Here is a 12,069-nt window from a genome sequence, read left to right as displayed (position 1 = left end):
CAGGCATTGATACCGATAAGCATAATGCCTTTAATCGTCAGCGTGTTATGGTAACACGGATGTTAGCTGCATTTTTTATCGCATGGGGCTTACTGACTGAAATGGTTATTTGCTGTACATTGAAAGCACTTTTGATTAACTGAGCCAATTGTTCTGCTACTGTTTCAATCAGGCGGAAAGAATTTACTTCCACATAAGCAGTTACCTGCTGACACAGCTTGTCATAGTCAATGGTGTTGGCGATGTCATCCTGACAGGCGCTAAAGTCACCAGGAATGGTAATGTCAATTAATAGTGGCTGCAAAATTTTTTGTTCCCAAGCATGAACTCCAATATGCGTCTGTATGCTTAGACCTGTTATCTGAAGCGTATCCATTATTCTCTCAATGGCAAAATGCGGCTAGGATAGCAATCGATTCTTTTAAGGGCAATAGCTATTGGCGATAAGGTCAGGACTTAAATGCTCTGCTTGGTGTTCCCGTATCAAGGTGAAGCTCTCATTGTTATTTATAATTGTTTATGATTTCATAATCCTATATTTAAAACCTGAACCATTAAGCCTATAGTAAAAGAAGGAATTGCGCTTTCAACCATAGTTGTGGCAGTAACGGCACTGTTGGTCGCTGGCTTTTCCTATTATGTGACACATTTTGACTGCAAATTGGGGAAGTCTGTGAGTATTAATATGCCTTTAACTCGTTATCATAACAACTTGGGGATAGTTGTCCAAACTAGCCCCTTTTTCAAGTTGCGATTCGAGATCGATAAAATCCTTTGTTCTTACTTCATATAATGCTTTCATGGCATCTAAATCGGCCACGCAAAGCCCCAGCCCATTGGGACGGGGAGTCACCAGCCCTCGCCCTTTATAGATAGCAAACTCAGAACCTAACTTAGAATCAACGTCAAACCAGGCTTCGTCCTTCTCAGTAGTCCAGTTATAGAATTGTTTCAACGACGTTGGTTGTGAGGTAAATTGAGGCACAGGATAAAAAGGTTCCTCAGAGCAGTACTCATCAACAACATGCATAGGCAGCTTTTTTTGTGCGCCACCAACACCTTCTCGCCACTGCTTATGAATGGCATCCCAATTCTTATCTTCTGTCGCTCTTATGGAGTCTACTTGCGTTTGTAGCTCTTTGATAATGGTATTTTCGAAATCAAAATGCTTTTCAGTAATTGCTTTCCCATGAATCCTATAGGTCACTCCATCTTTATTGAGCTTGTTATATTGAGCCATCAATTGTGCGACTATCTCTCTCCCTTCTTCATTCTCAGGGATGCACGCAATCATTGCTGCCCACATATGTTTATCAATAGCCCAGAGTGCGTATTCAAACGCACTGATGCTCTCAAATGTCCGTCCAGAGCAATCGGTAACAACGCCCCTTTTAAAAATTAAACTGATATCCTTTTTTAATATCGCTTGAACCGCCTCATGTTTCCCCTGTACCACATGAGGCAATAATTTACGAACAACAATCAGAACATCAGCTATAGGTTTAAACAAAGTCAAATGAGATTTTGAGGTCAGGGAAAGGCTAACTAAATCAGGCACTGATAAATTGTGGGCGGTTTCAATTTTAAGTTCTTTGGGTAATTCATTAAAACGCTCGAACGTCGGCTGCATGCTTGCGCCTTATTTTTATTCATTCAGATTGATTTGTGGCGTGAGTTTTACATGCCTTGCTGGTCTGGTAAAGACAATTTATATTTAAATTTATCAAAAAGAGATTACCAAGGACTCAATTATCTCATGTGCTTCCATTCCAACATTTTCAGTTATACTGAATTTACGTTAACCGATTGCTGCACATCAAAGTATGATTTTACCCTGATTCCATCTATTTAAGATGTTCTGCTGGTGAATGTGGGTTAAAATTTAATTTTGTCTGAAATTTTAGGATAATTATGAACGATTTTACCCAGTCGCTGTTTATTCGTGCCCTAATGCGAAAACCCATACCGCGGACTCCTGTATGGATTATGCGTCAGGCAGGGCGTTATTTGCCTGAGTATCAAGCCGTTCGAAAAAAGGCTGGAGATTTTCTAAACTTATGTAAGAACCCTGAATTAGCTTGTGAGGTAACCCTGCAACCACTGACTCGTTTTTCATTGGATGCTGCTATCCTGTTCTCTGATATCCTGACTATTCCGGATGCGATGGGGCTTGGGTTATATTTCACAGAGGGAGAGGGTCCTGCTTTTCACCAGCCTGTGCAAACACTTGCTGCGATTGAGGCATTAAGGGTTCCTGAACCAGCAGAGCAACTGGCTTATGTTATGGAGGCGGCAAGTCTGATTCGTCGGGAGATGCCTGCAGACCTGCCGTTGATTGGTTTTTCTGGAAGTCCGTGGACATTGGCTTGTTATATGGTGGAAGGTAAAAGCAGCCGTGATTTTAAAACGATGTTGCGTCTACTTTATAATGAGCCTGCCGCGGTTCATTTATTATTAGCGAAATTGACCCAGGCAGTCAGTGCCTATCTTGATGAACAAGTGCGGGCAGGTGTTAATGCATTGATGTTATTTGATACTTGGGGAGGGGTTTTGACTTCAGCAAATTATCAAGCATTTTCGCTTCGTTATATGTCAGAAATCATCGCGCAACTGAAGCGTAAACATCCCCACATTCCCATTATCCTTTTTACCAAGGGAGGGGGGCAATGGCTGCAGTTCATGGCTGATGCAGGTTGTGAGGCTCTTGGTCTGGATTGGACAACTGATCTTGGCAGCGCTCGCCAGCAAGTGGGGGACAGAGTCGCTCTGCAAGGCAATCTTGACCCTTCTGTTTTGCTTGCAAATCCTGATTGTATTCGTCATCAGGTTAAAGAGGTTCTGGCTTCTTTTGGGCAAGGGACAGGCCATGTGTTTAATCTTGGCCACGGCATTACTCCTGATGTCCCGCCTGAGCATGTTACTGTGATGATTGATGCAGTCCATGAGTTTAGCCCTGCTTACCATCAGGGTTCATTATGATAGTGGGCAGTGATTTCAGGCCAGCCTGGTGGCTGCCAAATTCCCATATTCAAACAATTTACCCCACATTAACCCGTCGCATTAAAGCCCCTGTTGATGTAACGGAGCGGATTGAATTGGCGGACGGCGATTTTATCGATTTGGCCTGGGCCATCAATGGCCAGGAAAATGATACCCCACTGGTCATACTACTCCATGGCTTAGGAGGAAGTGTGGAATCTGCCTATGTCGCAGGGTTAATGCATGCCTTTAATCATTTAGGCTGGCGCGCTGTTTTGATGCATTTCAGAGGGGCAAGTCAAGAGCCAAACCGTTTAATACGCGCCTACCACTCTGGCGATACGGCAGATCTTAATTCTTTCCTGCACTTGCTTTCTCAACGGGAACCCTATACTAAAAAAGCAGCAGTTGGGGTTTCGATGGGGGGTAATGTTCTGCTCAAATGGCTAGGTGAGCAGGGAGGGCAGACATTAATGGATGCTGCGGTTGCTGTTTGTGTGCCTTTTCAATTAAATGTGGTGGCTGATCGAATTAGCCAGGGTTTTTCCCGTGTTTACCAAAGCTATTTGTTGCGTAAATTGAAGACGGTATTTGCACGAAAGCAACAGAAATTTCCTGATCAATTACCCCAGGCGTTAAAAGCGATTGACAAGTGTCAGTGCTTTTGGACGTTTGATGAATTTGTTACTGCTCCCTTAAACGGTTTCTCTAATGTCCATGCCTATTATCGTGAATCAAGTTCTCGCTATTATTTGCGTGATATTACGACACGGACTTTAATTATTCATGCTCTTGACGACCCTTTTATGACCCCTGAGATCATCCCTGAGGCAGAAGAGCTGTCGGACAGTATTACCCTGGAGCTGAGTAAGGCAGGAGGGCATGTTGGATTTATTAGCGGAAACTTTCCTGGAAAACCCGTTTATTGGCTGGAGCAACGTATACCTGAGTTTTTAGAGCAGGTGTTTTGACTGTTTAATGATTTACTCCGTAACTTCCGGAAAAACCGGAAGATAAAGAGGTGGCAGCGTATCAATAATGACCAGACTTAAACTGCCTGCTCAGTTGAATCGCCATTTCCAGCGATTGCTCATAATTTAAGCGAGGATCAACCAGGCTACGATAAGCACGCTTAAGATCTTCTTGATTCAAACCACGAGCTCCGCCGATACATTCAGTTACATTATCACCGGTCAGCTCAAAATGTACACCGCCTAGATAGCTGCCCATTTCATGATGAATTTTCACGGCCTGCTGTAATTCAGAGAGAATGTTGTCAAAGTGCCTTGTTTTAATTCCATCGGCCGTTGTCTCTGTATTGCCATGCATTGGATCACAAGACCAGGTTACCGGGTAATTACTCGCTTTCACTGTTTCAATAAGTGGCGGTAACAACTTGTCGATACCTTTTGCGCCCAGGCGGGTAATTAAAAGTAATCGTCCTTCTTCCTTTTGAGGGTTAACTATTTTTATAACTTCAGTCAGCCATTCACTTGTCGCCCCGGGACCTATTTTGATGCCTATCGGATTTTGCACGCCGCGTAAAAACTCAAGATGTGCGCTATCGGGTTTTGCAGTCCGCATGCCAATCCAGGGTAAGTGGGTCGAAAGATTATACCATTGGCCATTATGCAGTCGTCGGGTCAAGGCTTGCTCATAGTGAAGGTGGAGTGCTTCATGAGAGGTATAAAAATCAATCTTGTTAATATTGCTCTCACGAAGACCATCAATTGCTTCAATAAAAGCCAGTGAGTCAGAAAGTGAATGCACAATGGCATTATATTCATCAGCCTGCGGAGAATGTTCAACGAAACGTAAATCCCAGCGGTGAGGATGATTTAAGTCAGCGAAGCCGCCATCCAGCAGGGCACGGATAAAATTGAGTGTCATTGCAGCACAACTGTAGCCTTGCAGCATTAGCTTGGGATTAGGAATGCGGGAAGAGGCTTCAAATTGCTGTGAATTGACTAAATCGCCTCGATAACTCGGCAGAGTGATACCATTAATTGTTTCATAATCCGATGAGCGGGGTTTAGCGTATTGCCCGGCGATGCGGCCCACACGTATAATCGGTTTGTGCATGCCGTGTAGCAAGATAAGACTCATTTGTAGCAGAATTTTGAGTTTATTGCTGATTATATCCGAACGGCAGTCATTAAATGATTCGGCGCAGTCGCCTCCCTGCAGGATAAACGCTTCCCGTCGGCCTGCTTTTGCAATAGCCTGCTTTAAATTTTTTATTTCTCCACTGGTGACAAGAGGGGGCAAGTGACTTAATTGTTCAACAACTTTGGTCAATTGAGCTTCATCAGGATAACTTGCTGCTTGTTCGTAGGTATATTGTTGCCAGGAAATCGGCGACCACTCACGCATAAAAAAACCTTTTTGATTATCTATAATACCGAGTATGCGATGAATGGACAGTTCTAGCAAGTCATAGTTTCTATTCATAAACTAACCTTTGGCTGTCATCATAATAATCGGGCTTGAAATTTCACGAATAGCCCCCAATTTAATGCGACTAACTTGTTTGGGAGTAGGTACATGAGCGACGATAACAAAAGAAACTGGAAAAAAATCAAGGAAGAGAGCGAAATAGAGGATGAATCTTTTGATGAGGGCTATGAAAAAACCGAAGCCTTCAGCCAAGAAGAAAAGTTTGTCGAGGGCGCTTTGGAGCATCCAAGCTATGCTGCCCTTGAAGAACAGCTTACCCAGGCAGAACAGAAAGCCCATGAAAACTGGGAGAAGGCAGTTCGAGCCACGGCAGAACTGGATAATGTCCGACGTCGCGCAGAGCGGGAAGTGACTAACGCCCATCGTTACGGCACAGAGAAAGTACTTGATTCTTTCTTACCAGTGATTGATAGCCTGGAACAGGCTCTACAACTCTCTGAAAAAGATTGCCAAAGCGGTATGCATGAGGGATTGCAATTAACAATGAAATTGTTCCTTGATGCCCTGGAAAAACATGGCGTGAAACAGTTAAATCCTCAAGGTGAGGTGTTTAACCCTCAGGAGCATGAGGCAATGTCAATGCAAGAGTCTACGCAGGAAGCAGCCAACACGGTTCTGGCAGTCTTTCAGAAAGGCTATAAATTGCATGACAGAATAATACGGCCTGCCCGTGTCGTAGTAGCAAAGGCAAAACCTGTTAATGAAAAGTCCTGATTATATTAATCGGGGATGAAGCTTGAAATTTTCAAGCTTCATCCCCATATGAGTGACATTGCATACTGAAAACTAATTATTGGAGCAAAAACAAATGGCAAAAATAATCGGAATCGATTTAGGTACAACGAATTCCTGTGTTGCGGTAATGGAAGGCGATAAGCCTCGGGTAATAGAAAACAGTGAAGGCCATCGTACTACCCCTTCAATTGTCGCCTTTACCGATGATAATGAAATTTTAGTGGGACAATCTGCCAAGCGTCAGGCAGTTACCAATCCTGATAACACGCTTTTTGCAGTCAAACGGTTAATCGGCCGTCGTTATGATGACCCTGTAGTGCAAAAAGATATTAAAATGGTGCCTTATAAGATTATTAAGGCAACGAATGGTGACGCCTGGGTAAGCGTGAAAGGTCAGGATAAAGCGCCGCCGCAAATTTCAGCTGAAGTCTTGCGTAAAATGAAAAAAACAGCTGAAGACTACCTGGGAGAGGAAGTTAAGGAAGCAGTGATTACTGTTCCTGCCTATTTCAACGATTCGCAACGTCAGGCTACAAAGGATGCCGGCCGTATTGCTGGTCTTGAAGTCAAACGTATCATTAATGAACCTACTGCTGCGGCGCTGGCCTATGGTATGGATAAAAAGCGTGGTGATTCGATCATTGCTGTCTATGACCTTGGCGGCGGTACTTTCGACATTTCAATTATTGAAATAGCAGTAGTAGATGGTGAACATCAGTTTGAAGTATTGGCTACCAATGGCGATACGTTCCTTGGCGGTGAAGATTTTGATCTTGCATTAATTGAATACCTTGCTGCTGAATTTAAAAAAGATAGCGGTATTGATTTACATAATGATCCATTGGCGTTACAGCGTTTGAAAGAGGCCGCTGAAAAAGCCAAAATTGAACTGTCCTCCGCTCAGCAAACCGACGTTAATCTGCCTTATATTACCGCTGATGCTTCAGGGCCAAAACATCTAAATATAAAATTAACCAGGGCGAAGCTGGAATCTTTGGTTGAAAGCCTGGTTCAGCGATCTATCGAACCCTGCAAAATTGCCTTGAAAGATGCAGGTTTAAATGTTTCGCAAATTAATGAAGTGATTCTGGTGGGTGGACAAACCCGTATGCCCATGGTGCAAAAGACAGTACAGGAATTCTTTGGTAAAGAACCTCGTAAGGATGTAAACCCTGATGAGGCAGTTGCCGTAGGTGCTGCTATCCAGGCGGCCGTATTGTCTGGCGAAGTGAAAGATATTTTACTGCTGGATGTTACGCCATTGTCTTTGGGTATCGAAACCCTCGGCGGTGTGATGACCAAGCTGATTGAGAAAAACACCACGATTCCAACGAAAGCAAACCAGGTATTTTCTACCGCAGATGATAGTCAGACTGCCGTTACTGTCCATGTCCTGCAAGGTGAGCGTGAGCAGGCTTCCGCTAACAAATCCCTGGGACGTTTTGATTTGACTGATATACCTCCAGCCCCACGCGGCGTGCCGCAAATTGAAGTTACTTTTGATATTGATGCCAATGGTATCCTTAATGTGTCTGCTAAAGACAAGGCAACGGGCAAGGCTCAATCCATTGTAATTAAAGCATCCAGCGGTTTGAGCGATGAAGAAGTGGAAGCAATGGTTCAGGATGCCAAGTCCCATGCGGAAGAGGATAAGAAATTCAAAGAAATGGCTGATATTCGTAATCAGGCAGATAGCCTTATCCATAGCAGTGAAAAATCAATAAAAGATTTGGAAGGTGAACTTTCCAGTGAAGAAAAAGACAGCATAGAATCAGCAATTGCAGAATTAAAAGAAGCCATTAAGGGAAGTGATAAGGCGCTTATTGAAGATAAAATCAAGGTCTTAAGTAATGTATCTGGTAAGATGGCAGAACGCATCTATGCAAAGAAAACTGCTGAAAGTCAAACGCAAAAACCTCATGAAGAGAACTCTGAAGAAACAGCAAAGGCTGATGAAAGTGTTGTTGATGCTGAATTTGAAGAAGTTCGCGACGAGGACAAGAAGTGATCTGCAACATGCAGGTTAGGTAAATGGTTAGTAACTTTTCAGGGAGAATTTGTTAGAGGTACGATTAAAGCAGGTTTTCTAATTTGGGGTTTTATTCCCAATAATTCTTGGCATCCCGCGGCTAGACTGCGGGATCCAGTACCAGGAAAACGGTAAAATTAATCGTATGCATTCTTCCTGAATTTAGTGAAATGGCTCTCAATTTGCGAAAGCTAAAAATTATTTGCGCAAAAAAGAAGCAAATAACCTTGGTTATTTAGCACTTGGGGAGTTATAATTTACTTAACCATTTGTCAGGTCAATTTGGTAAAACGTTTTCTCCTGCTCTATGCTTCTGTCGTACTGACTACAGCGCCATGGGTATCGGGGACTAAGTTTATACAAAACAGTTAATTTTTATTGGTATTAGAGTTATGGAACAGCAGGATTACTATGAGCTTCTCGGTATAAACCGCAATGCTGAAGAGGCCGAAATAAAGAGAGCCTATCGAAAATTGGCGATGAAATATCATCCCGATCGTAACTCTAACGATAAAGCTGCAGAAGAAAAATTTAAAGAAATTCAGAAAGCTTATGCTGTTCTTTCTGATCCCCAGAAACGGGCAGCCTATGATCGCTTTGGCCATGCCGGTATTGATCCTTCGATGGGCGGCGGCCAGGGGGGCGGTTTTAGTGGTTTTGGCGATGTTTTTGAAGATATATTTGAAAACATCTTTTCTGGTGGTCGGCAGGGAAGACAATCACGTGCCCAGCGTGGTTCGGATCTTCAATTTAATGTCCAGCTTACTTTGGAAGAAGCCGCACTTGGCAAACAAATTGAAATTACAGTACCAAGGCATGTTGCTTGTGAGACTTGTAATGGCTCAGGTGCTAAAAAAGGGTCGACACCTAAAAATTGCGAAACCTGCAATGGTATTGGTCAGGTCCGCATTCAACAAGGTTTTTTCTCTATTCAGCAAACGTGTCCAAGCTGCCACGGTGAAGGGAAGGTAATCACCGATCCCTGTAATAGTTGTCATGGACAGGGAAGAGTCAGAGAGAGTAAGAAATTAACCGTTAAAATTCCTGCGGGCGTAGACAATGGTGACAGGGTTCGTTTAAGCGGTGAAGGAGAAGCTGGTATCTATGGTGGCCCTTCTGGTGATCTCTATGTCCAGGTCAACATCAAGAAGCATACTATCTTTGAACGTCAGGAAAATGATCTTTATTGCGAAGTGCCGATAAGTTTTGTCACTGCTGCTGTTGGCGGAACGATAGAAGTACCTACCCTGGAAGGCCCTGTGACTTTAAAAATTCCGGGGGAAACCCAAACGGGAAAAACATTCCGCTTACGTGGTAAGGGAATGAAGTCAGTTCGGGGGCATGGTACGGGGGATTTGCTCTGTAGAGTGATAGTAGAAACGCCAGTCAATTTATCCCGTGAGCAAAAAGATTTACTGGTGAAATTGCAAGAGTCGTTAGACAGCAGTAAGAACACGCATTCGCCACGTTCAAGCTCCTGGTTTGATGGAGTAAAAAAATTCTTTGAAGACATGAAATTTTGAGTAACCTGGGGTACAATAAGCCATTTTACAAAATGGTTTTTACTGGCCTTCTGAGTTTTTATGTTCAATAAACCAGCAATCTTAGCTCTTTCTGATGGAACTGTTTTTGAAGGAATCGCTGTCGGCGCCGATGGGGATAGTGTGGGGGAGCTGGTTTTTAATACGGCAATGACCGGTTATCAGGAAATGCTAACCGACCCTTCCTATGCCAAACAAATTATCACTTTAACAACCGCCCATGTTGGAAATACTGGCTGTAATCTTGAGGACATGGAGTCTTCCCGGGTCTGGGCTTCAGGTCTGGTTATGCGGGAATGTGTTTTACAGCCAAGTAATTACCGTGCTGAGCAATCATTGCCGGACTGGTTAAAAAAGCATGGGGTAGTGGCAATTGCAGGAATAGATACTCGCCAGCTTACCATTAAATTGCGTGAGCAGGGGGCTGTGGGGGCTTGTATCAGTACCAATACCCATAACCCGGCGCTTGCTATAACCAAAGCCAGGGAGTTTGGTGGTTTGGAAGGTATGGATTTGGCTTTTGAAGTCTCAAGGCAAACTATTGAGCGATGGCATGAAGGTCGAGGGAATTGGGGTAGTGGTTCAAAACCGAGTCAGTTTCATGTCGTTGCCTATGACTTTGGTGTTAAGCATACTATCTTGAGAATATTACAGGACAAGGGTTGTTATATTACAATAGTGCCCGCAAAAACATCTGCAGCAGAGGCAGTGTCACTAAACCCTGATGGTATCTTCCTGTCCAATGGCCCAGGTGACCCCTTTGCCTGTGATTATGCTATTGCTGCTGCTGGCGAATTTCTTGAACAAGATATTCCTGTGTTTGGCATCTGCCTGGGGTTTCAGATTCTGGCTTTGGCCTGTGGTGCCAAATCGGTCAAAATGAAATTTGGCCATCATGGTGCCAATCATCCTGTCGTTGAAACAAAAAATGCTTCAAAGCGAGTATTTATTACCAGTCAAAACCATGGTTTTGCCATTGAAGAAGCATCATTACCTGATTGTCTGGAAGTAACCCATCGTTCATTGTTTGATCATAGTTTGCAGGGAATTCAGCATAGACATAAGCCTGCATTTGGCTTTCAAGGACATCCCGAGGCGAGTCCTGGCCCCCATGATATTGAAGTAATCTTTGATCAATTTATTTCCATGATGAAGCCAAAGCAATAATATAAAGAGGACAAATTGTGAGTGATTTTCATGTTTTTACATCTGAATCTGTTTCCGAAGGACACCCTGACAAAATAGCAGATCAGATTTCCGATGCCATTTTGGATGCCATCCTGGCTAAGGATCCCAAAGCGCGTGTAGCCTGTGAAACGTTTGTTAAAACGGGAATGGTTTTGGTGGGTGGTGAGATCACCACCAGTGCCTGGGTTGATGTTGAAGACATTAGCCGTGAGGTGGTTAAGGATATTGGTTATAACAGTTCTGAGATGGGATTTGACTGGGCATCATGTGCAGTATTAAGTGCTATAGGAAAACAATCCCCCGATATTGCTCAAGGGGTTGATAACCAGCAAACCAACATTCTCGGGGCAGGTGATCAAGGGTTAATGTTTGGCTATGCCAGTCAGGAAACGGATGTGTATATGCCTGCGCCTATTGCTTATGCCCACCGACTGATGGAGAGACAGGCTCAGCTAAGAAAAACCAATCAACTGACCTGGCTTCGTCCAGATGCTAAATGCCAGTTAACATTAAAATATGAAGGCGGTCAGCCAGTTGCTGTAGATACTGTCGTTTTTTCTACCCAACATTCGCCCGACATCAGTCATAAAGACTTGGTCGAAGCGGTGCGCGAGGAAATTATTAAGCCTGTTTTACCCGCTGGATGGTTGTTGCCGCATACACGTTACTATATCAATCCAACAGGACGTTTTGTGATTGGAGGCCCCCTCGGTGATTGTGGTTTGACAGGAAGAAAGATTATTGTTGATACCTATGGCGGTATGGCGCGTCACGGTGGTGGTTGTTTTTCCGGGAAGGATCCATCCAAGGTTGATCGCTCAGCTGCCTATGCCGCCAGATATGTTGCCAAGAATATTGTCGCTGCAGGGCTGGCGGAAAAATGTGAGATACAGGTTTCCTATGCGATTGGTGTAGCAGAGCCAACATCAATCAGCATCAATACCTTCAACACGGGTCGTCTGCCTGATGCGGAAATTATTGAACTTATCAATACCCATTTTGATCTTACCCCACAAGGTATTATTGATGAACTTGATTTATTAAGGCCAATTTATAGACAAACTGCGGTTTATGGCCATTATGGGCGTGAAAATTTCCCTTGGGAGCGTCTGGATAAGGTAGCCGTTTTAAAAGGATAAT

10 protein-coding genes are annotated in these 12,069 nt (G+C 43.7%); 7 read left to right on the top strand and 3 right to left on the bottom strand.

From position 1 onward, the window contains the following. Nucleotides 1-37 precede the first annotated feature (37 nt). Both folB and E1O65_RS01090 read right to left on the bottom strand, forming a co-directional pair. Nucleotides 38-376, bottom strand: a complete 339-nt coding sequence (folB, locus tag E1O65_RS01095; protein WP_133131755.1) for a dihydroneopterin aldolase — start codon at nucleotides 374-376, stop codon at nucleotides 38-40. Between the two features lie 315 nt (nucleotides 377-691). Further along, the gene (locus tag E1O65_RS01090) at nucleotides 692-1,630 is read right to left on the bottom strand and encodes an F-box protein (protein ID WP_133131754.1); all 939 of its coding nucleotides are present in this window, start codon (nucleotides 1,628-1,630) and stop codon (nucleotides 692-694) included. Nucleotides 1,631-1,911: 281 nt separating this feature from the next. Here E1O65_RS01090 and hemE point away from each other — a divergent pair, with 281 nt between their 5' ends. Together hemE and E1O65_RS01080 are read left to right on the top strand one after the other, a co-directional pair. Continuing rightward, nucleotides 1,912-2,979 carry a uroporphyrinogen decarboxylase gene (hemE, locus tag E1O65_RS01085; protein ID WP_133131753.1) on the top strand — a complete coding sequence of 356 codons (1,068 nt, stop codon included), beginning with the start codon at nucleotides 1,912-1,914 and terminating at the stop codon, nucleotides 2,977-2,979. Next, entirely contained in the window at nucleotides 2,976-3,950 is a 975-nt protein-coding gene (locus E1O65_RS01080) for a hydrolase (protein ID WP_133131752.1), read from the top strand. Before hemE ends, E1O65_RS01080 begins: the two co-directional genes overlap by 4 nt. Before the next feature lie 61 nt (nucleotides 3,951-4,011). Here E1O65_RS01080 and E1O65_RS01075 read toward each other — a convergent pair whose 3' ends face one another. Further along, nucleotides 4,012-5,352 (bottom strand): 3-deoxy-7-phosphoheptulonate synthase class II, encoded by a 1,341-nt coding sequence (locus tag E1O65_RS01075; protein WP_133131882.1) that lies wholly within the window; start codon nucleotides 5,350-5,352, stop codon nucleotides 4,012-4,014. A 171-nt stretch (nucleotides 5,353-5,523) separates the two neighbouring features. Here E1O65_RS01075 and grpE point away from each other — a divergent pair, with 171 nt between their 5' ends. The 5 genes from grpE to metK all read left to right on the top strand — a co-directional run bounded on the left by grpE (nucleotide 5,524) and on the right by metK (nucleotide 12,068). Next, entirely contained in the window at nucleotides 5,524-6,150 is a 627-nt protein-coding gene (gene grpE, locus E1O65_RS01070) for a nucleotide exchange factor GrpE (RefSeq protein ID WP_133131751.1), read from the top strand. 94 nt (nucleotides 6,151-6,244) lie between these two features. Continuing rightward, nucleotides 6,245-8,179, top strand: coding sequence for a molecular chaperone DnaK (gene dnaK, locus E1O65_RS01065; protein WP_133131750.1), 1,935 nt, complete (start codon nucleotides 6,245-6,247; stop codon nucleotides 8,177-8,179). Between the two features lie 413 nt (nucleotides 8,180-8,592). After that, on the top strand, nucleotides 8,593-9,723 hold the full coding sequence (gene dnaJ / locus E1O65_RS01060) for a molecular chaperone DnaJ (RefSeq protein WP_133131749.1): 1,131 nt from the start codon (nucleotides 8,593-8,595) through the stop codon (nucleotides 9,721-9,723). Between the two features lie 60 nt (nucleotides 9,724-9,783). Beyond that, a complete protein-coding gene (gene carA / locus E1O65_RS01055; RefSeq protein WP_133131748.1) occupies nucleotides 9,784-10,908 on the top strand; it encodes a glutamine-hydrolyzing carbamoyl-phosphate synthase small subunit in 1,125 nt (374 codons plus the stop codon). Between the two features lie 17 nt (nucleotides 10,909-10,925). Beyond that, nucleotides 10,926-12,068 (top strand): methionine adenosyltransferase, encoded by a 1,143-nt coding sequence (gene metK, locus E1O65_RS01050; protein WP_133131747.1) that lies wholly within the window; start codon nucleotides 10,926-10,928, stop codon nucleotides 12,066-12,068. Nucleotide 12,069: the final 1 nt, after the last annotated feature.

Source organism: Legionella sp. W10-070 (genome assembly GCF_900640175.1).
GTDB lineage: Bacteria > Pseudomonadota > Gammaproteobacteria > Legionellales > Legionellaceae > Tatlockia.
This window is presented reverse-complemented; position numbering and strand designations above follow the sequence as displayed.

Excerpts from the sequence above, each read along its gene's own strand:
- folB (WP_133131755.1), bottom strand. The coding sequence starts at position 376 with ATGGATACGCTTCAGATAACAGGTCTAAGCATACAGACGCATATTGGA.
- E1O65_RS01090 (WP_133131754.1), bottom strand. The coding sequence starts at position 1,630 with ATGCAGCCGACGTTCGAGCGTTTTAATGAATTACCCAAAGAACTTAAA.
- hemE (WP_133131753.1), top strand. The coding sequence starts at position 1,912 with ATGAACGATTTTACCCAGTCGCTGTTTATTCGTGCCCTAATGCGAAAA.
- E1O65_RS01080 (WP_133131752.1), top strand. The coding sequence starts at position 2,976 with ATGATAGTGGGCAGTGATTTCAGGCCAGCCTGGTGGCTGCCAAATTCC.
- E1O65_RS01075 (WP_133131882.1), bottom strand. The coding sequence starts at position 5,352 with ATGCGTGAGTGGTCGCCGATTTCCTGGCAACAATATACCTACGAACAA.
- grpE (WP_133131751.1), top strand. The coding sequence starts at position 5,524 with ATGAGCGACGATAACAAAAGAAACTGGAAAAAAATCAAGGAAGAGAGC.
- dnaK (WP_133131750.1), top strand. The coding sequence starts at position 6,245 with ATGGCAAAAATAATCGGAATCGATTTAGGTACAACGAATTCCTGTGTT.
- dnaJ (WP_133131749.1), top strand. The coding sequence starts at position 8,593 with ATGGAACAGCAGGATTACTATGAGCTTCTCGGTATAAACCGCAATGCT.
- carA (WP_133131748.1), top strand. The coding sequence starts at position 9,784 with ATGTTCAATAAACCAGCAATCTTAGCTCTTTCTGATGGAACTGTTTTT.